Origin of the sequence: Mycobacterium sp. 852014-52450_SCH5900713 (assembly GCF_001667075.1) — a bacterium.
Classification (GTDB): domain Bacteria; phylum Actinomycetota; class Actinomycetes; order Mycobacteriales; family Mycobacteriaceae; genus Mycobacterium.
The window spans coordinates 103198-122931 of record NZ_LZIL01000066.1; the positions used below are offsets into that span (position 1 = coordinate 103198).

The following is a 19734-nucleotide window of genomic DNA, read 5'->3' on the forward strand; positions in this document are numbered from 1 at the left end:
GCTGACGCCGCACTGGCGCGTGCCGACCGCCCCCGCATCGGCTCGCATGGTCGTGCTCAGCGGGCGGCCAAAGCCACCGCGGGCAGGCCAAAGCGAGCGCTGCTAAGTTTGCACGGTAGCGATGGGCGGCACGGCGGAGATACTGGACGGGTACTGGTCCGCATCCGGCGCCGGCGGTGAGCCGTGGCGCTTATCACTAGCCCAGGACGCACCCCACCAGCGCCGACCGATCGCCCGGCACCCGAGGAGCCCATGAACGAGCGCGACGAATTCCTGCGGGACCGTCTGCAGCCGCCGCCCGGTACGGCGGCGGCGCGCCCGCCCGGCCCCCCGCCCGGGAGTGTGCCGCCTGCGCCGCAGCCTCCTGTCGGCCAGCGCCTCACACCGCGGCCACCGTCGGGGACCCCGGTGCGCCCGCCGGCGTCTCCGCAGCGTCCGCCCGCTCCGTCCCAACAGCCCGCCGTCGCCGCGCCCGCTTTCCCGCGGCCGCCCGCGAGGCCGGCTCCACAGGAGGCCCCCGCACCCGCCGCTGCGGTACCGCCGATCACCGCAACGCCGGCGCGGTCCACCAGCCCCGTCGGCGCAACACCCGACCGCGGTTGGCGACGCATCCTCCGGCTCATCACTTTTGGTCTGGTCAAGCTGGGTCCGTCATCCGCGCAACAGCAGGACGCCCAATTCGAGGCGGCGATCCGGGCCCGCCTGCTCGGCAACTACAAGGTGGGCATCCTGGGCAAGGGTGGCGTCGGAAAAACGTCGGTGGCCGCCAGTGTGGGCTCGCTGTTCGCCGAACTCCGAAGGCAGGACCACGTCGTGGCGATCGACGCCGACACCGCCTTCGGCCGACTCAGCAGCCGGATCGACCCGCGGTCGTCCGGATCGTTCTGGGAACTCACCGCCGACAAGAACCTGGAGTCTTTCAGCGATGTGGTCGCCCGGGTGGGGCGCAACTCCGCCGGCCTGCACGTGCTCGGTGGTGAACCGGCGGCCGGGCCGCGCCGGGTGCTCGACCCCGCGATCTACCGGGAGGCCGCGTTACGCCTCGACCGTCATTTCGCGATCTCGGTCATCGACTGCGGTTCCACGATGGACGCGCCGGTCACCCAGGAGGTGCTGCGCGATTTGGACGCGCTGATCGTGGTTTCCTCGCCGTGGGCGGACGGGGCGAATGCCGCCGCCAGGACCATGGAGTGGCTGGCAGATCAGGGCTTCGACACACTGCTGCGGAACAGCGTCGTCGTGCTCAACGATTCAGATGGCCACGCCGACAAGCGCACCCGGGCGTTGCTGGCCCGCGAGTTCATCGATCACGGCCGGCCGGTGATCGAAGTGCCCTTCGACCCCCACCTGCGGCCGGGCGGTGTCATCGATGTGAGCCGCGAAATGGCGTCGGCGACGCGGCGGAAATTCCTCGAGGTCACGGCGACGATCGCGGGCTATTTCGTGGCCCGTCACGACGACCAGCCGGGCTAGCCTCGTTCGGCCGGATTTCCCATCCGCGCGGCCGGGTCCGCGATCGCCTCGATCTTGGCCACGCGGGACCCGCGGATCGTCAGGACAATGACGGCGAACAGCCGGCGATCGGTGAATGCCAACAGCACCGGTTGCCCGACGGGGCCGCTGACCAACGTCACGTCCGGCCACAGGTAGCGCAGCAGGTTGGTGGCCACCGCGTCCGGCCCGTGGTTGATCTGCTGCGGCGGGGGCGGGTCGGCGAGGATCGTGCCCACGCCCCACACCGTCGGGTCCAGCACGGCGGCCAACGCCGCAACGTCGCCGTTGGCGCATGCGGTGATGAACTTCTCGGTGACCAGCTGGTGCTCGGCCGTCCCCACCTCGTTGATTTTGGGTTGCGCGGCAACGAATTTCGCCCGCGCTCTCCGCGCCAGTTGACGGCAGGTGCCCACCGGGCGGCCCACGGTTTCGGAGATCGATTCGAACGGGACGCCGAACACGTCGTGCAGCACGAAGGCGACCCGTTCCCCGGGACTGAGCCTGCGCAGCACTTCGAGCAACGCGGCGCGGATCTCGTCGTCGAGGGTGACCCGGTCGGCAGGGTCGGAGCGGTGCGGCGCCGGCCGCTCCTGGACCTCGCCCGGTCGTTCGTAGCGGGCGCGTGCCGAGCGGACCTGGTCGAGGCAGAGCCGGCTCGCCACCACCGTCAGCCAACCTCGGACGTCATCGATCTCGCCGACGTCGGCCCGCGAGAGCCGCAAAAATGCCTCCTGCGCAACGTCTTCGGCGTCACCGACGTCGCCGAGCATTTGGTAGGCGAGGTTGACAAGATACGGTCGGTGACGACGCCAGGCCTCGGCGACCTGGTCGCCCGCTGGCTGCGACTGGTTCATGACTCTTCGACGATCCGCTGCGACAAAAAGTTACAGGTTTTCCACGTGTAACTTTCCCACCTTTCGCCCCGTCCTTGGAACACCGCAGAAAATTCCGAGAAAGGGGCCTTCCCATGACCATTGTGATAACCGGAGCGACCGGCAACGTCGGACGCCCTCTCGTCGCCGCCCTTGCCGCCGCGGGGGCGCCGGTGCGCGCGGTGACCCGTGCGCCGGAGACGGCCGGGTTTCCGTCCGGCGTCGAACCGGTCGGGTCGGCGACCGCGGCGCTGCCCGGCGCGTCGGCGGTGTTCCTCAATTCCCGGGCGCTGGGTGAGGACCTGCAGCGGGTGGTAACCGAGTGCGTGCGCGCCGGGGTGAGGAAGCTGGTTGCGCTCTCGGCGATCAACGCCGACGACGACTTCTCCCGGCAGCCGTCCCGCTTCCGCGGGGACCGCAACAAGGAGGTCGAACAGCTCGCCGTCGACTCCGGCCTGGCCTGGGTGAGCCTGCGGCCGACGGTATTCGCGACGAACTTCGCCGGCATGTGGTCACCGCAGATCCGCGCGGGCGACGTGGTTTTTGGGCCGTACGCCGCGGCTTCGACGGCACCCATCGTCGAGACCGACATTGCGGAGGTGGCAGCGCGGGCGTTGCTCACCGATGAGCTTGTCGGGCAGCGGATCCCGCTGACCGGTCCGCAGGCTTTCACCAACTCGAAGCTGGTCGAGGCCATCGGCGCCGTGTTGGATCGGCCGCTGCAGTACCGCGAAATCCCGAATACCGCGGTGCGCCAACGATTCCTCGCGTTGGGCTTCACCGCCGACTTCGCGGATGCCTACATCGCCATGCTGGCCGCGACACTCGATGCACCCGCGCTGGTCACCCACGACGTGGAGAAGATCCTCGGCCGGCCGGCGCTCCCCTTCGGCCAGTGGGTCGCCGGGCATCGCGACGTTTTCGCCCGTGCGAGTTAGCAAAGGAGCCGCACATGTCCGAACCGCGTCCGCCGCGCTACCTCAAGCCGATGAACAGGGTGATGATGGCGGTCCAACGCCTCGGGATCCCCACCGGTCCCGCGATGGTGCTGACGGTCCCCGGCCGCAAGTCGGGCCGGCCTCGCAGCACCCCGATGACACCATTCAAGTTTCGGGGTGACCTCTATGTCGTGGCGGGTTATCCCGGCGCCGACTGGGCGGCCAACGCCCGGGCGGCGGGCACCGGCACGCTCAGCCGGGGACGGCGGTCACGGCAGGTCCGGATCGTCGAACTCTCCGCCCGAGAAGCGCGGCCGGTGCTGCGGGCGTTCCCCGCCCAGGTGCCCGTCGGTGTGGCGTTCGCGAAACGGTCGGGGATGGTGCGCGATGGGACGGCCGACGAATTCGAAGCGCTGGCGGGGCGACTCGCCGTCTTCCGCTTCGAACCGACGTAAGGGCAATCGCGGATCCCTGGCCGAGGCCTACCAGACGATGGCCGCCATGTCGCGGTTGTCCGAGCACACGCTGCGCACCGCGGCCTCGATGTCGGGCGCGGTGATGATCTGCAGATCCTCGACCGTCACCGTTTGGCCCGCACGCTTTTGCGCGACCACGCGAGTATCCCGAAACCCCTCGGCACGTTCGATGACGTTGCGGGCGAACCGGCCGTTCTGCATGGCATCGATGCCGTGCCGCCCGCCCGGCGTGGTGTAGTTGCGGATGGTCGTGGCCGCATCCAGGAATGCCTCCCGCGCGGCGTCGTCGAGCTTGCTGGCGCGCGGCGCCGCGTAGCGGTGTCCGATCTCGACGATCTCGGCCGGCGAATACGATTCGAACCGCAGCTTGCGGTTGAAGCGGCCGGCCAACCCCGGGTTCACGGTGAGGAACTCGTCCACCTGATCCTCGTAACCGGCGCCGATGAAACAGAAGTCGAAGCGGTGGGTTTCCAGCGCCACCAGGAGCTGATTGACGGCCTCCATGCCGATCATGTCGGGTGTGCCGTCCTGGTGCCGCTCGACCAAGGTATAGAACTCGTCCATGAAAATGATTTGGCCAAGCGACTTTTCGATCAACGCGTTGGTCTTGGGTCCCGACTCCCCGATGTAGTGGCCGCAGAAGTCCGACCGACGGACCTCCCGGATTTCGGGGTTGCGCACGATGCCCATGCCGGCGTAGATCTTGCCGAGCGCTTCGGCGGTGGTCGTCTTCCCGGTGCCGGGCGGGCCAACCAGCAGCATGTGGTTGGTCTGTCCCTCCACCGGCAGGCCATGCTCGAGGCGCATCATCCGCACTTCGAGCTGATCTTCGAGCGCCGACACGGCCTGCTTGACCGCGGCCAGTCCGACCTGCTTGGCCAGCAGTGCCCGGCCCTCGGCGAGCAACTCGGCGCGCCGCTCCGAGGTGGCGTCGTCGTCCAGCTCGTCACGGCTCTTGGCCGTCGACACGTCCCACCGATCGGTGCGGCTGGCGATCGTTTCCTCGTCGGTCACGACCAGGTGCAGGTTCGGGTCGGCCAACGCGGCCTTCGCGGCCTCGGTCAGGACGCCGTTGATGGTGGCCTTCGACAGCCAGACCTGGGCCTTGTCCTCCTCACGCAGTTGGCGGTGCACCATCCCGCGCACATACGCCAAATCGGCGACCAGCAGCGGGATATCGGCCGGCCCGATCGATGCGGTCAACACGTCGGCGTCGAAGCGGCCCGACGCGTTGGTCTGCCCGATCACGTCCACGCGGTCGAGCCAGTCAAGCGCGACCCGGCCCTGCCCCAGGTGCGCCGCGGCGTGAGCCGCCAGCGCGCAAATCGACGCCGTCACGGCCGACATGATGATCGCCTGCGGGGGAAGTTCGTCGGCGGCGGCCAACAATACGTCCGGCCAGCGCTGCGTCGTGTACATCAAGAACGCCCGGGCCAGCTGGTGCCACTGATAGTTGGCCCACGAATCGAGCAGGTCGCGATTGGACAGCAGCCTGTCGGCCTCGGCGTATTCGCCGGCGATGGTCAGCGCAGACGACAACGCCAACCCCACTTGCGATGCGTCGGTCACCGTGATTCCGATGTAGGGCCCCAGCTGGATCTCCGCGGCGAGCCTCTGCCCGATGCGGGTCGTTTCACGGTGCAGCCATTCGCTGGTGGCGTAGAGCCTCTTCAGCGAGGCGAGATCGTTGTCGCCACAGGCGATGCGGCCCAGCCACGCGTCGGCCATCGACGAATCGGCGTCGGTGGCCGCGACGAACTCCGGCAGCGCCGCCGCCCGGCCCTGCCTGCTCATGACCGCCATGGCCCGGTCGAAATGCCTACGGGCAGTTTGCAAATCACCCATCGCGTGTGCCTTAGAATCCTCGATGTTCTACATGACCGACATGGTGACCGGGTCGAGACTCACGTAGCGGTTCTCGGCGCGGAACATGTCCATCTCGACCAGCCAATCCTTCCCCGCCGCGCTGACCCGCACCGTCGCTGGGCCAACCTGCTCGATGATCACCTCGAAGTTGTGCCGGTGTCCCTCGGGCAGCCTCGTGCCGGACGGGGCGATGGTGATCACGGTCGCGGGGCGCGGGGTGGGTGAGATCGGCGCGGCGTGCTCCACGACGCTGACGGTGGTGCGCGGCGCGGGCCGCGCCGTGCTGACGACGCCGATCTCCGGCATCCGCACGCTGGCCCAGCGTGTCATGTCGCGGGTATGCACGCACACCCGCTCGCCCGTGCCGGCGGTGCGGATCACGATCCGCTTGGCGACCGGATCGTCGGCGGCAACGAAAACCCTTGACAGCTCGCCGGCATCGGTGACGGGGATCAGCAGGCGGTCTCCGTTGCTCAGTTTTCCGACCAGCACGCCCGAAGGGCCGATCTCGGTGAGCAGTTGCTCGGGCAGCGGGCTGGGCCGCAGTGCCCGCAGGTAGGGCCGCGGGCCGCACATGTTGGCCGCGGCGGCCGCGGCCTGTTCCCCGTTGAGCCGGCGCAAGATCACACTCGGCGGGGTGGGGGCCGGCGTCGGCGTGCGGACGGTGATCGTCGCGGTGCAGGTCGCATCGGGATACACGGTCACGTTCTGGATGACCTCGTCGGCGCGCAGTGTCCACGCCTGCGACAGCACGCGCGAGTCGATCGCGTCGGCCGGATACGCGTAGGTCGTCATCCAGCCCGCCTCACCGCGGATGGCCTTCCACCTCTGCGTCTCCCCCTCGACGGCGTCGCACCCCAGCCGCCGATCGAGCTCGGCCAGATCGGTGGCGGTGGCCACCTTCGCCCGCAGCCCCTGGCAACGCAGCAGGCCCGCGATGCGCTGCGCCGCCGAAATGGCCGCGGCGCCAACGGTGGTGCGCCAGCGGAGCGCTTGGGTGTTGTCGATGATGGACAGCCGCATGATCAACCAGGTTTCCCGGCGGCCCGCATACGGCGGGGTCCCGATCTCCGAGTCATACACCCGCGGGTAGTCCCCGATATTGCCGTGCCGGGACCCGAGTGAGACGACGCTGATCGAGTCGAGCTGTAGGCCCAGCGCCTGGTGCATCATCGGCACCAGTTCGACGACATCGATGACGTTGTCGGTATCGACGGTCACCGAACCCGTCACCAGGGTCGCTTGGTGCGCCCGGCCGAGCAGCTGCACCGCCACCACCGCGACATCGTCTTGCACGCGGACCCCACCGCCGGATCGGTTGTTGGCCACCGTGATCGGGGCGTTCCAGCGGATCGGGCGCCGGCCCCGCCGCCACAGCACCAGCCATGACCACGCCGGCTGACCCCACCAGCGGACGAACACCGCCGCGACCCCGACCGCCACGGCGATCGCCGCACCGATGTAGCCGCCCACCGCCCAACTCGCCGCCGCGAGTAAGAACACCACCCACACCCCGAGGACCCGCCGATTGCTACCCCGGCTGAACCCGGTCAGGGTGGAGCTCACCGCGCCCTCCTCAGCCGCGCCGCGATCGCGGCCACGAGCACACCGGCGGCCACCGCACCGATGAACCCGATGGCGATGTTGCGCGCCCGATGGTCCGCCGGTGGGGGCGGCGGTGCCGGCCTGATGATGCGGCTCTGCGCGCCCGGCGGCATCCGGTCACCCGGCGGGATGTTGAACGTCAGTGCCGCAACGGGATCGACCAACCCGTACCCGACCTTGTTGTCCACTCCCGCAGGCGGATTGTGCGCCGACTGCACGATCCTGTTGATCACCTGATGGGCGCTCAGGTCGGGGAACTTCGCCCGGACCAGCGCCGCGACGCCGCTGACGTAGGCGGCCGAGAAGCTGGTGCCCCAGAACGGCATGTTCTTCTCGCCGGGCCTCGACGGCGGGTACGCGTTCACCGGCCCACCACCCTGGGGCGAGAGACCCATGATGTGGGTGCCCGGCGCGGCCACACTCACCCATGGGCCCGACATGCTCTTGTCGAGCGCGGCGCCGGTGGCATCGACCGCACCGACCGACAGGACGTAGTCGGAAAACCACGACGGCGACGAGACAACCTTGACCTGATGCCAGTCACGCGGATCCGACGGTTCCAGCGGGTCGTACATCGGGTTGTTGTTGCAGCCGGCTTCTCCGTCGTTTCCGGCCGCGGCCACCACCACCGCGTCCTTGACGGTGGCGGCGTACCACAGCGCGGCGCCCAACGCCCGCTGGTCGGCGGGGGCCGCCGCCGGCAGGCAGGCGGTGACGGAAATGTTGATGATTTTCGCGCCCATGTTGGCCGCGTGCACCACCGCGCGCGCCACCGTGTTGAGCGTGCCGGCTTTGACCTTCTCGTCGGAGTTGGGGTCCCCCGGCCCGGGGTTGACCGGCTCAAAAGCCCTGGAGGACTGGCGAATTGAGATGATGGTCGCGTGCGGGGCCACGCCCACCACCCCGTCGGGCGCTCCCGGCGGGGGCGGGGGCACCGCGGGTTCGTCCTCGGTCTGCGGATCCGCCGGGCCGTTGGAGCTGGCGGTGGCGCGACCGGTGGCGGGACCTCGACCGGCGGCGGTGGGGCGCCGTTGGCCGGTGGGGGTCCGGCCGGCGGAGGGAACGCCGGTGTCGACGGCATGGGCCGCGGCATGGGCAGAGTCCCTTGCGGCGCAGCGGCGATGATCGAGCCCACGATGGTGCCGTGCGCGTCGCAATCCGACAGGCCGTCCTCACCCATGATGTAGTCACCACCGGGCACGGCCGGCAGCCGCGGGTTGGGCGAAATGCCGGTGTCGATGACCGCCACCGGTACACCGTTGCCGGTGCTGTATTGCCAGGCCTTGCTGATGTTGAGCAGGTTGAAGCCCGGTGCCAGCTGCCCCACATCGGGATTGCGCACAGTGATGGGCGTCGAGCAGCTGTTGGCGCGCCGCATCGGTTGGTCTGGCTTGGGCGGTCCGTCCGGGGGCACCAGTCCGGGATCCACCTGTGGGGGCGTAATAGCCTGCGCGGCGGGAACATTCGCGGATAGCGCGACGAGGGCCACGGCGGCAGTCACCGCCGCGACCCTCTTTAGTGGCGAATCCACGTGAACAGCCCTCCCAGGGCCGCCGCCGCGGGCAGCAGGACGATGAACGCCAACACTTCCACCCATTCCACGGTCAACCGGATGAAGGGCCTGAACCGCACCGTCGGCACAAGAAGCGCCGCGGCCAGACCGCACGCCGCGAAGGCGGCGATGGCCACTGCGGGCCAAAGCAGGCCGCTCACAACGTCTTTCGGTTCGTAAATGGCGTATTTGACCACTCCGGCGCATACCGCGGCCGCGGCCCCGCAGGCGAGCGCGACGGCCTGGTACTTGGCAGCGAATCCGCGGCCCTGGGTGATGAAGATGCCTACCACCAGTCCCGCGACCACCAGCGCCAACCACGCCCAGGGACGCCCCGGCGTCAGCACCCCCCATACGGCGGCGGGCAGGACGATCGACACCCCGACACACACACCGACCTGCACCGCGTTGACCAGCCGCGCCGAGGCGGCGATCGCTGCGCCGCGCGCGGTGATGTCGGTCAATTCGTTGTCCTCGTCCTCGGATTCGTCCTCGCTGACCGGGGAGACCGTGTCGACGGGCATGCCCTCGCGGCGCGCGAACAGGTCGCGTCCGGTGATCGATCCGAAGTGAGGCGGCCGCACCCGAGCCACCCACAGCGCAATCAGGGGGGTCATCCTGACCAAGATCAGCAATCCGACCAGCACGCAGACGGCCAGTACCTGCGCCGAGGCCGGCCGGAACATCCGGACGACGGCGACGGCGGCGAGGATTCCGCTCACCGTCACCACCGCGGTGACGGCCGCGGTCTGCCACCGCTTGCGTGTCATCACGCCGATGGCGATGGCACCCAGGATCACGATCACGAGGCCGATCACCCCGTGCGCCGCCCCCAGCGTGCCCGGGGGCGCGCATGCGCCCGCGACGGCCAGCAACACCACGGCCAGCCAACCGAATCCGCTGAACAGGTCGCGCCGCTCCCGCCAGCCCCACCAGACGACGGCGGCCCCGACCACCAGCAAGGCCCCGACGGCGCCGGACACCGCGGCCGGGACGGGGTTGTCGGTGAATGTGCGGGCCCGCAACGTCAGCGCCACCACCACCCCGGCCGCCATCGCGATGATCGCGACCGCGGTGTGCGCGGCCGTCAGCGGCGTCACCGGGGCGAACATCCGGTCGCCGCCGTCGCGGCCCAGCCACTTGCCCATGGCCGCCAAGCCGGTCGACAACGACTCGTACTGCGGTTCAAAGGATTCGCCGGCCACTCGGGGCACCAGCACCAGGGTGTCCCCGTCCTGCACGCCCAGCTCGTCCAGGCTCTTGTTGATGTCCAGCCGGACACCGTTGATCTTGTGCAGTTCGTAGCTGCCCGCCGGCAGCGTAATGCCGTCGAAACCCTTGCGCTTCAGGTCCGCGTCGAAGAGCTCGACCATTCCCTCGAAGAATCCCTCCACCGGAATTCCGGCCGGGAACACTTGGGAGCAGAGATGCTTCTCGTAGGAAATATTGACCGCACAGCGCGCCGGGAAAGCGACCTTATGCGCTGATGTCACGGCGCCGTCCGCTCCGCATCCGGAATGTATTTGTCGGCCAGGCCGGCGGTGATTTCAAAAAGCCGCAACCGCGTCTTTTTCTTTAATTCATGAACCGTGTCGATGAGCCCGCCTTTGGCCAGGTGCGGATCGAACGGCATCTCTTCGACGGTCGCGCCGACCTTGCTGAAGCGCTCGGTCAAGTACGCCAGCGCATCCTTGTCGGCGATCTGATCGGTGTGGTTGATGATCACGGTGCTGCGCGAGACCAGCTCGTGGTAGCCCTGCGAGCGCAGATAGTCCACGGCCCGCAGCACCGGCCGGGACCGGTCCGCGGTTATCCCGGAGACGAACACGAGCGTGTCGGTGTTCTCCAAAACCGGCTTCATCACCTCGTGTTCCAGATCAGGCGAGGTGTCGACGATCATCACCGTGTGGGTTCGCCGCAGCCGCGACAAGACCCCCGAGAACATCGCCGGCACCAGCGGCCGGGGCTGGTCCGACGTGCGATTTCCGGCCAGCACGTCGAGTCCGATCGGGTTCTGCCCCAAGTGTTCACGGATGTCCGCGTAGCCCTGGACGTCGGTGTCGTTGATGATGGCGGTGTAGTCGCCGGGCGGCGACTCATCGATGCGGTCGGCCAGCGTGCCGAAGCCCGGGACCGCGTCAATCGCAATCACGTTCTGCGGGCGGCATTCTCGGAACACCCCACCGATGCAGGCGACCATCGTCGAAACGCCGACCCCGCCCTTACCGGACACCACCGTGATGACGTACTGGCGCCGGATGTGGCGCCGGATGCGGTTCTGCAAGTCCCGGTAGTGCCGCTCACTGGGCGATTCACCCGGGTTTATTTTCTTAAAAGAGATGACGTAGACGAATTTCCGCCAACCCGAGCCCGGAGGAATCTTTCGAGGCGCGGCCAGATCGGTAATGCGCATGGTGTCCGACACCGAATCCGGGAAGTTGCGGCCCCCTGACGGATCCCCCCGTCTGAGCGCCCCTTCGTCCGACATATTCGGGTCATTCCAAGGGCTTGTCACGTCGCGATGCTAACACGCTCGGCGATACCGCGTTTACCGATCAAGAAACCCTTCAAGAGCGTAAGGGGTTGCTATTCCACGGCATTGGTTAACTGACTTATCTTGCGTCAGTTGAGAAATCGTCCTCCTCCTCAGACCACCCGCCGATACGAGTACCACTCGTCGCCGGCGGGCAAGCGGCGGATGAGCCGCTGCACGGCGCCACTGATGTCGCTGCGCGAACCGGGCGAGACGATCTGGTAGCGCCGCTGCCCCGAGATGACGCACTCGATGCAGACGCGGCCCGACGGGGTGTCGACGATGGACACCGACGAATCGCCGACCGCCACGCGCGCCAATTCGTCCGGCCCGACACCGGCCTGCAGCGCGACGATGGACGCACGCGCCGAGCGCGCCGGGTCGGCGGCCGCGAGCACGAGCTGCAATTGATCGGCGTCGAGGCGCTGGGCGAGCAGAAAGGTCCGCAGACTGGCCGAATCGCGCACCGACGAGAGCAATTGTTCGGTGTCCAGGGTGACCGGCCGCAACGGCGCCGCCTCCGCCACACCGCACAACCGCTCTACCTGCCCGACCACGAGCTCGCTGGCCCCACCCTCGTCGCTGGCGGTACCGGCCGGGTACATGCGGATCAGCTCGCCGTGGCGTTCCAGCACCACCCACCAGCTGGCAAAGCGGCAGATAGACACCCGCGTCGGTTCGCGTCCGGGCACGTCGATGTTGACCATCAACGCCAAGTCCCGCCGCAACAGCACGGTGAGCCATTCGCGGATCATCGGGTCGACATTGTCGGCCTCGTCAAGGGCGCCGGCAGTCCTCAACTCGGCCGCGATCGGGTGGCTCAGCGCCCGCTCGGGGGTGTCGAGCCTCGGCAGCAACGGCCGCAACCCCAGTTCGGGGCAGGTCTGCTCCACCCCGGCCACCGCCTGCAACACCCACAGGCCATCGAGCGTCGTAGTCAGCATGTCACTTCGCTTTCCAAGCAGCGCCCATCAACCGGCGGCCCAGACACCGAAGGGGGGCACATGCGTCGCTCACGCATCTGCCCCGCCTTCAATCGTGGCGGTGAACCGATCTCAGCCGAACAAGTTGCCGATGTTCTGGTCGGTGGCGAGCGCGTTGTCCAGCACGTGCGAGGTCGTCGTCCCGTGCTGGCTCACGGTGTCGATCAACCCCTGCAGCCCGGACAGCATCTGCGCTTGCGCCTCGAAGAATTGCTTCGCACCATGACCGGCGAAGAATTCTGTCAGCTGGTTGGTCCGGTTCGAGGTGTCGTCATAGATTCCCTGCAGCTGGCCGGCGCGGGAGCCGATGTCGGAGGCGAAATCGGCTACGGCGCCCGGGTTATAAGTGATCGGGTTGGACATTTGCGAGCTTCCTTTCAAAAGACCATTTAGTGAAATTAAGAGTGAGTGGGCCGGTTAGGAGCCGTGGCCGCCGAATAGCGCGCTGAAGGCGTGCGTGGAATCCGCCTCGTGGTGTTCCATCAAGGCCGCCGCCTGCTTGAGACCCTCGGCCAGGCGGGTTCCGCCGGACAGGACCTTGTTCAGGTCGTTCTGAATTTCGATGGCCGTCGCGTGTGACGCGGTGACCGCTTCACCGGACCAGGTCGACGGGTTCATCACGTTTTCGTGATTCGCGATGTAGCCCTGAGCGATTGCGATCGCGTGCTCCATGTTCGCCTGAATATGGTTGGAAGCGTCGCGTAGCACCTGCGACGATACTTGGATTGTTGAACTGTCCACTTGCGGTTTCTCCTAACTACTGCTGCCCTCCCCCGGGGAATTACCTGGGGCATGAAACGAAGTGTATGAGGGCTATTTGGAACTGTCGATTCACCCTTGGCCGGGCCGGCTTCACACTCTGGTGTCGACAACCCGCACCGTCGCGGGCTGTTCGGATTTGTCTCGGGATCCGCGCTCTCCTCCCGCCCCATGCCCCACCGGCATGCCGCCCATCGGTGTGCCGCCGCCGACCGTGGTGGTCTGCGGACGGATGGCCTCGGCCCCCAACGCCCCGCTCGGCCGCAGCCCCACCGGCCGGCCACTGCTGACGGGCTCGAACGCGCTGACGGGACGGGTGAAGCTGGTCGCGGGCATGCCCCCACTGCCCAGGGATGCGGCCCCGCCGCCGCCCGATGCGCCGACGGCCGACACCTCGGTCGCCGAGACCGCCGAAACTCCGGGTGTCGCCCCGGCCATGGCGCCGGGATTGGCGAACATGCCCATCATCGATTGCAGCGGCGACATCATCTGCATCGGCGCCTGCATCATCTGCATGGGAGCCTGCATCGCCTGCGGGACCGCGCCCATCATCGATTGCACCGGCTCCATGAAGGAGCCTGCCTGGCTCATGAAGTCCTGTCCGCCCGACGCCGCCTGGCCGGCCCCCTGTGTGCCCGTCTGCGCGCCCTGAAATGCGGAGCGCATGCCGTCGCCGGCCGCGACCTGGGCGGCGGACTGACCCACCGCCCAAGCCGCCTCCGCCGGCGCCGCCGGCGATGCGCCCATGGTTGCCAGCGGCGGCGGAATGGCGAGGCTTTGGGTCAACGCGGTGAGGATCGTTCCGTAGCTGGCGCCGACGGCGGAGTTGTTCGGCCACATCGATCCGAAGTATTCGAGCTCCAGCGACGTGATGCGGGGCGTCAAGGCCCCGAGGACGAGGGGGTTGATGCCGTAGTCGGTGGCGCATTCGGTGCGGTTCTCGATGCATTCGGGCGCTGGGCGCATCGAGCCGTACGCCATCTGATACGCCGAGACCGCGGTGGAAACCACCGCCGGCTTGACGTCCACCCACCCGGCAAGCCCGTGCAACGACGCGTTCAGCGCGGTGGCATTGGCTGCGGAGGCCAGGGAGCCGGTACCGACCCAGCTCGCCGACGTGGCCACGGTGTTGATCGTCGAGGCGATGCTCGAGCCGTGGTGGGTGGCCGCGAGTGCGGTCCAAGCGGCCTGGTTGGCCAGATGGGTGATGACGCCGGCGCCCGCCTTGAGCAACACATCGTTGTCCTCAGGCGTACGCGCGGCCCACCCCGGATCGGCCATGCGTACTTCCCCCTTTGTGCGTCGCTGGTCTCAGGCGCCGATGGCCAACGCCAAACTACGCATGAGCTCGGTGACGACGTACGTTCCCGACGCAAGGCTCTGCGCACCGGAGAACAGGCCGCGCTGGGCGGCGTGTTCGGAAACCACTCCCAGGTAGCTTCCGCCGCACGCGTTCAGCGCCGCCGCGAACATCGCCGAGTCGGGGTCTGCGCCCATCGGCAGCACTCCCAAAAGCACCGGCGCAGCAGCCGAAGCCGCCGCCTGAGTTTCCGCGCTGATGGCCGCCTCCGCGGATGACGACGCCAGCACTGCCTCCGATTGCACCTGCAGCACCATGATTTCCCTCCGATTGCTCAGCGTCTAAAAGACGGGCTTGGCGCATCAGTCTAGTGCGGTTCGACCGTTCGTGTATTCACTTGCTTTCCCGCCGGCCGTCGGCCGGAAATTTCGCGTTTGTCCTGACCGGCGGTATTCCCCTTATAAGTCATCCGTCAAACAACCTCGTATGCCACTGCAGACACAGTGGTCACGAAGTCAACGCCCAAAGCTTCAGCGCGAGTGGGTCATGCGAATGCGTGGCAGTAAAGGCACCCGCCTAAAAGGCGGCCCAAGAAGAGAGCACCGCGGTGGATATTGTTGCCGGCTTAACGGAAAATCGGCCAAATGTTCCCGTCTGATTTCCCGGGTCAGAAAGGGCGCCGCAAGCTATGCGGGACCGCGCCCGTCGCCGGCCAGGTTCAGCAGCAGCCGGGTCCCCCCGAGCGGGCTGGTCTGCAACGCCGCCGTGCCCCCGTGCAGTTCGGCCTGCTGGGCGACCAGCGCCAGACCCAGACCGGATCCCGAACGCGACGCCGTCGAGCCGCGGGCGAAACGCTCGAACACCGTGGCCCGCTCCGATTCCGGCACGCCGGTGCCGTCGTCGTCGATCGCTATCTCCACGCCCTCGCTGGAGCTGCTCACGGTGAGCTGGATCTTGCCGGCGTTGCCGTGCTTGACGGCGTTCGCGATGGCGTTGTCGATCACCAGCCGCAGCCCCGTGGGCAACCCCACCATCAGTACGGTCGGCGAGGGCACCAGCGACACCTCCACCTCGGGGTAGATGCGCAGCGCGTCGTGCGCGGCCCGGTCCAAAAGTTCGGTGATGTCGAACGGGACGAAATCGTCGACGGTGGTGAGCTCGCCCTGCGCGAGCCGTTCCAGCGCCGTCAGGGTGCCCTCGATGCGGCTCTGGGTCCGGATGACGTCGCCGATGACCTCCTGACGCTGCTCACGCGGCAGGTCCAGGGTGGACAGCACCTCCAGGTTAGTGCGCATGGCCGTCAACGGGGTGCGCAACTCATGCGAGGCGACCGCCGCGAAGTCACGGGCCGACTCGAGCGCGGCCTTGGTGCGTTGTTGCTCCTTGCCGATGCGCGCGAGCATCCCCTCGACGGCTTCGGCGATCTCCACGGCCTCACGCACCCCGCGCACCTGGACCTCGTCCGGGCTGGACTGGGCGTTGATGGCGCGGGCCTGCTGGGCCAGCAGCAGGAACGGATTCACCATGATCAACGAGATCACCCAGCCGACGACCACCGTGCCGCCGATGACGCTGGCGCAGATCAACAGCACTCGCAGGTGCAGCTCGTTGATCCGGTGCTGGGCTTCGGCCAACGGTGCGGCCAGCGCGATCGAGGCGGGCCCCGCGGAGAAGGTGCGGACGCGGTATTGCACCCCGTCGATCGTCGTGTTCGCGTATCCGTTTGGCAGCTTGGGCAGCACGATATTGCTGGGCGCCGATACGGTCTCGTCTCCGATGCGCGCGGTGCGCACCAGGTTTCCGTCCGGCATGGGCTGATCGGGGCTGGCGTGCTGCACGTTGTTGAGCAGCGAGTTGATGTCGCCCAGGCTGCTGACCGAGTCGAGCCGACGGTCGAGCTGGCTGTACTGATCGTTGGTGACACCGACCCACACCCAGGTGCCCAGCAGCACCACAAGGGTGATCACCGACAGTGCCGCGACGACGACGATGGTGCGCAGCGACAACACCCGCATCGGCAGATCTACGTGCGGTAACACGCGAATGTCAGCTCCTCAATGCAGCTCGCGGCGCGGGCCGGGCGGCGGTATCGACCACCTGACCACAACCTTCACACCGATATCGATTCGCCGCGCTCAGGCCTCGTGGCGTTTCGCAGAGAATCTAACGCCAATCATCGAGCCGGTTCCCGCGCCTGCGACTGGCGCCATTTTGCCTGGGCGGTAGTGAGTGAGTACTCTCTCACCATGCTCGCCTCCGGACGCGATCGGCTGCTGGCCGCGGCGCTGAAGCTCTTCGCCGACAAGGGCTACGCGGCGACGTCGGTGGCCGACATCCAGCGGGCATCGGGGCTGGCGCCGGGGTCGGGCGCGCTGTACAAGCACTTCGGCTCCAAGCGGGAGTTGCTCGAGGCCGCCGTCGCGCACCGGATCGACAGCATCGTGGCGGCGCGGGAGCAGTACGACGCCGGGCAGCCCGGCGGCGTCGAGCAGGCGGTGCGCACAGCGGGCCAGCTGATCTGGAGCAACCTCAAAGAAAGCGAGGACCTGCTCAAGGTCATGCTGCGCGAACCAGACGAGCTCGGCGATCTCGACGAGAAGACCTGGCAGGTCATCACCGACAACGCCTATCAACGCTTCGCCGACGAACTGGCCGCGTCGAACCGGTCCGGCCGCACCCGGATCCCCGATCCGCAGGCGGCCGCCGCCGTCGCCATCGGGTCGTTGTCCTACGCCGCAACGCTGCAGGCGCTGACCGGCCGCCTGCCGGGCAACATCGACGAGGAGCGCTACTTCGAGGCGTGGGTCAGCCAGACCGTCAGCGTCCTCGCCCAATACGGAAACCGTTGAGAACAAAGACAATCCAGGAGTGAAGCCGTGACTTTCTCATTGCAACTGACCGACGACGTGATCGAGGTGCGCGACTGGGTGCACAAGTTCGCCGCCGACGTCATCCGTCCCGCCGCCTCGGAATGGGACGAACGGGAGGAAACCCCGTGGCCGGTGATCCAGGAGGCCGCGAAGGTGGGCCTGTACTCCCCCGACTTCTTCGCGCAGCAGGCGGCCGAGCCGACCGGCCTGGGCATGCTCACCGCGTTCGAGGAGATGTTCTGGGGCGACGCCGGCATCGCGCTGTCCATCATGGGCACCGGCCTGGCCGCGGCGGCCTTGGCGGGCAACGGAACTCCCGAACAGCTGGGCCGCTGGCTGCCCGAGATGTTCGGTACGGCCGACGAGCCGAAGCTGGGCGCGTTCTGTTCGTCCGAGCCCGACGCGGGTTCCGACGTCGGCGCCATCCGCACCCGGGCCCGCTACGACGAGGCCAGCGGGGAGTGGGTCCTCAACGGCACCAAGACGTGGGCGACCAACGGCGGCATCGCCAACGTGCACATCGTGGTGGCATCGGTCTACCCCGAGTTCGGCACCCGCGGCCAGGCCACCTTCGTCGTCCCCGCGGGCATCAACGGGCTGGCGCAGGGCCAGAAGTTCAAAAAGCACGGGATTCGGGCGTCCCACACCGCCGAGGTGGTGCTGGACAACGTGCGACTTCCCGAAGACCACATCCTCGGTGGGCGGGAGAAGTTCGAGGCGCGGATCGCGCGCGTCAAGTCGGGCACCTCTGCTCGGAGCCAGGCGGCGATGAAGACCTTCGAGCGCACCCGGCCCACGGTCGGCGCGATGGCGGTCGGCGTTGCCCGGGCCGCCTACGAGTACGCCCTCGACTATGCCTGCCAGCGTGAACAATTCGGCCGCAAGATCGGCGAATTCCAGGCCGTGGCGTTCAAGCTGGCCGACATGAAGAGCCGCATCGACGCCGCCCGGCTGCTGGTGTGGCGGGCCGGGTGGATGGCGCGCAACAACCAATCCTTCGACGCGGCGGAGGGGTCGATGGCCAAACTCGTGGCGAGCGAGACGGCCGTCTACGTCACCGACGAGGCGATCCAAATCCTGGGCGGCAACGGCTACACGCGTGACTATCCCGTGGAGCGGATGCACCGCGACGCCAAGATCTTCACCATCTTCGAGGGCACCAGCGAGATCCAGCGTCTGGTGATCTCGCGGGCGTTGACCGGCTTGCAGATTCGTTAGCGCCGCAGCCCGCGGTCCACGCCGCGGCGCGCACGCGACATGATGGCCGGATGACCACCGAGATCCGGGTCCTCGACAGCGAGGACGAGCTCCTGGCGGCCGCCAACGTCTTTCGCGTCGCCATGATCGGCTTCCCGCCGCTGCCAGACCTGCCGCCCGGCCGCATCGCCGCGTTGCTCGAACCCGGCCGCACCGTCGGCGCGTTCGCCGGCGGTCACCTGGTCGGCACCGCGGACGCGGTGACGAGCCGGATGACGCTGCCCGGCGGTGCGCTGGTCGGGCACGCCGCCGTCACGCATATCGGGGTGCTGCCGTCGTTCACCCGGCAGGGCATCGCCACGGAGCTGATCCGTCATCAGTTGCGGGACATCGCGGCCCGCGGTGAAGTGGTCGCGTCGCTGCGGGCCTCGGAGGCGACGATCTACGGCCGGTACGGATACGGCGTCGCCAGTTCGTCGCAGACCGTCGAGGTGCACACCGCCCGGGCGGCGCTGCGGCGCGACGTCGGGCCCGGCGGTCCTGTGCGGTTGATCGACGCCACGCAAGCATGGGAGCTGTTGCCCCGCATCTATGCCGAGCATCGCCCGTCACGTCCGGGCACCATCGACCGCCCGGACGTGTGGTGGCAGAGCCTGCGGCTGCGCACCGAGTCGTCGCCGCAGCCTTCGTACGTCGCGGTGCACGGTGCTCCTGGAGCCGAATCGGGGTTCGCCCGCTACCGTCCCGTCGACACCGAGCGGTGGTTCGTCAGCGACCAGCGCACCATCGCCGTGGAGGACTTCTTCGCGCCCACTGCCGAGGCCTACCTCGGACTGCTGCGATTCCTGCTCGGCCTGGATCTCATTGACCGCGTGGTGTTTTGGATGCTGCCCCTCGACGACCCGCTGCCCTGGCTGCTGGCCGATCGGCGGGCGGCGCGGGTCACCGCGGTGCACGACGAGACGTGGCTGCGGGTCATCGACGTGCCGCGGGCGCTGGCGGCACGCCACTACAGCGGCGACGGTGCCGTCACCATCGCGGTGAAAGACGCTATGGTGCCGGACAATTCGCGTCGCTTCACCGTCACCGGCGGCGGTGCCGAACCGACCGATCGGCGGGCACAACTGGCGGTCGACGTCGAGGGGCTGGCCGGTGCCCTGCTCGGCGGCACGACCTGGCGCGACCTCGCGATCGCCGGGTTGGTCCGGGCCGACGACCCGTCGGCAATTGCGGTGGCGGATCGGTTGTTCGCGGTGCCGGACGCGCCCCACGCCGGGTTCTTTTTCTAA

The 19734-nt window shown here is 68.2% G+C and carries 17 protein-coding genes and 1 pseudogene; 6 read left to right on the forward strand and 12 right to left on the reverse strand.

Annotated features, from left to right (window positions below):
- Nucleotides 1–252 precede the first annotated feature (252 nt).
- Entirely contained in the window at nt 253–1473 is a 1221-nt protein-coding gene (locus A5773_RS20330; protein ID WP_197507898.1) for a MinD/ParA family protein, read from the forward strand.
- Here A5773_RS20330 and sigI read toward each other — a convergent pair.
- Nucleotides 1470–2348: an RNA polymerase sigma factor SigI gene (gene sigI / locus A5773_RS20335; RefSeq protein ID WP_066953536.1), complete on the reverse strand. Its 879-nt coding sequence runs from the start codon at nt 2346–2348 to the stop codon at nt 1470–1472. The two genes, A5773_RS20330 and sigI, sit on opposite strands and share 4 nt — an antisense overlap.
- Nucleotides 2349–2461: 113 nt before the next feature.
- Between sigI and A5773_RS20340 the strand changes: the two genes are divergently transcribed.
- Both A5773_RS20340 and A5773_RS20345 read left to right on the forward strand, forming a co-directional pair.
- The gene (locus A5773_RS20340; RefSeq protein ID WP_067792323.1) at nt 2462–3304 is read left to right on the forward strand and encodes an NAD(P)H-binding protein; all 843 of its coding nucleotides are present in this window, start codon (nt 2462–2464) and stop codon (nt 3302–3304) included.
- A gap of 14 nt (nt 3305–3318) precedes the next feature.
- Nucleotides 3319–3759, forward strand: a complete 441-nt coding sequence (locus tag A5773_RS20345; protein WP_066953541.1) for a nitroreductase family deazaflavin-dependent oxidoreductase — start codon at nt 3319–3321, stop codon at nt 3757–3759.
- Between the two features lie 27 nt (nt 3760–3786).
- Here A5773_RS20345 and eccA read toward each other — a convergent pair whose 3' ends face one another.
- From eccA to A5773_RS20400, 11 genes and pseudogenes are all read right to left on the reverse strand, one after another.
- Nucleotides 3787–5625, reverse strand: a complete 1839-nt coding sequence (gene eccA, locus A5773_RS20350) for a type VII secretion AAA-ATPase EccA (RefSeq protein ID WP_066953546.1) — start codon at nt 5623–5625, stop codon at nt 3787–3789.
- Between the two features lie 27 nt (nt 5626–5652).
- Nucleotides 5653–7212, reverse strand: coding sequence for a type VII secretion protein EccE (gene eccE, locus A5773_RS20355; RefSeq protein ID WP_067792326.1), 1560 nt, complete (start codon nt 7210–7212; stop codon nt 5653–5655).
- Nucleotides 7209–8782, reverse strand: a pseudogene (gene mycP / locus A5773_RS20360) (type VII secretion-associated serine protease mycosin). Before mycP ends, eccE begins: the two are co-directional and overlap by 4 nt.
- A complete protein-coding gene (eccD, locus tag A5773_RS20365) occupies nt 8767–10296 on the reverse strand; it encodes a type VII secretion integral membrane protein EccD (protein WP_082948314.1) in 1530 nt (509 codons plus the stop codon). The pseudogene mycP and the gene eccD overlap by 16 nt, the downstream one beginning before the upstream one ends.
- Nucleotides 10293–11318 carry a MinD/ParA family protein gene (locus A5773_RS20370; protein WP_156659540.1) on the reverse strand — a complete coding sequence of 342 codons (1026 nt, stop codon included), beginning with the start codon at nt 11316–11318 and terminating at the stop codon, nt 10293–10295. Before A5773_RS20370 ends, eccD begins: the two co-directional genes overlap by 4 nt.
- Nucleotides 11319–11449: 131 nt before the next feature.
- On the reverse strand, nt 11450–12280 hold the full coding sequence (locus A5773_RS20375) for an ESX secretion-associated protein EspG (protein ID WP_066953552.1): 831 nt from the start codon (nt 12278–12280) through the stop codon (nt 11450–11452).
- 111 nt (nt 12281–12391) lie between these two features.
- Nucleotides 12392–12682 carry a WXG100 family type VII secretion target gene (locus tag A5773_RS20380; RefSeq protein ID WP_066953553.1) on the reverse strand — a complete coding sequence of 97 codons (291 nt, stop codon included), beginning with the start codon at nt 12680–12682 and terminating at the stop codon, nt 12392–12394.
- A 54-nt stretch (nt 12683–12736) separates the two neighbouring features.
- The gene (locus tag A5773_RS20385) at nt 12737–13060 is read right to left on the reverse strand and encodes a WXG100 family type VII secretion target (protein ID WP_066953556.1); all 324 of its coding nucleotides are present in this window, start codon (nt 13058–13060) and stop codon (nt 12737–12739) included.
- Nucleotides 13061–13171: 111 nt separating this feature from the next.
- Nucleotides 13172–14359: a PPE family protein gene (locus tag A5773_RS20390; RefSeq protein ID WP_067792329.1), complete on the reverse strand. Its 1188-nt coding sequence runs from the start codon at nt 14357–14359 to the stop codon at nt 13172–13174.
- 30 nt (nt 14360–14389) lie between these two features.
- Nucleotides 14390–14695, reverse strand: coding sequence for a PE domain-containing protein (locus A5773_RS20395; RefSeq protein WP_066953560.1), 306 nt, complete (start codon nt 14693–14695; stop codon nt 14390–14392).
- Between the two features lie 369 nt (nt 14696–15064).
- Nucleotides 15065–16393 (reverse strand): sensor histidine kinase KdpD, encoded by a 1329-nt coding sequence (locus A5773_RS20400; RefSeq protein WP_067262983.1) that lies wholly within the window; start codon nt 16391–16393, stop codon nt 15065–15067.
- Nucleotides 16394–16624: 231 nt separating this feature from the next.
- Between A5773_RS20400 and A5773_RS20405 the strand changes: the two genes are divergently transcribed.
- From A5773_RS20405 to A5773_RS20415, 3 genes are read left to right on the forward strand one after another with little or no spacing between them, the layout of a single operon-like run.
- Nucleotides 16625–17227 carry a TetR/AcrR family transcriptional regulator gene (locus A5773_RS20405; protein ID WP_066953564.1) on the forward strand — a complete coding sequence of 201 codons (603 nt, stop codon included), beginning with the start codon at nt 16625–16627 and terminating at the stop codon, nt 17225–17227.
- 27 nt (nt 17228–17254) lie between these two features.
- Complete coding sequence (locus tag A5773_RS20410; protein WP_067792332.1) at nt 17255–18466, forward strand: acyl-CoA dehydrogenase family protein; 1212 nt, start codon at nt 17255–17257, stop codon at nt 18464–18466.
- Nucleotides 18467–18516: 50 nt separating this feature from the next.
- Complete coding sequence (locus A5773_RS20415) at nt 18517–19734, forward strand: GNAT family N-acetyltransferase (protein WP_067262971.1); 1218 nt, start codon at nt 18517–18519, stop codon at nt 19732–19734.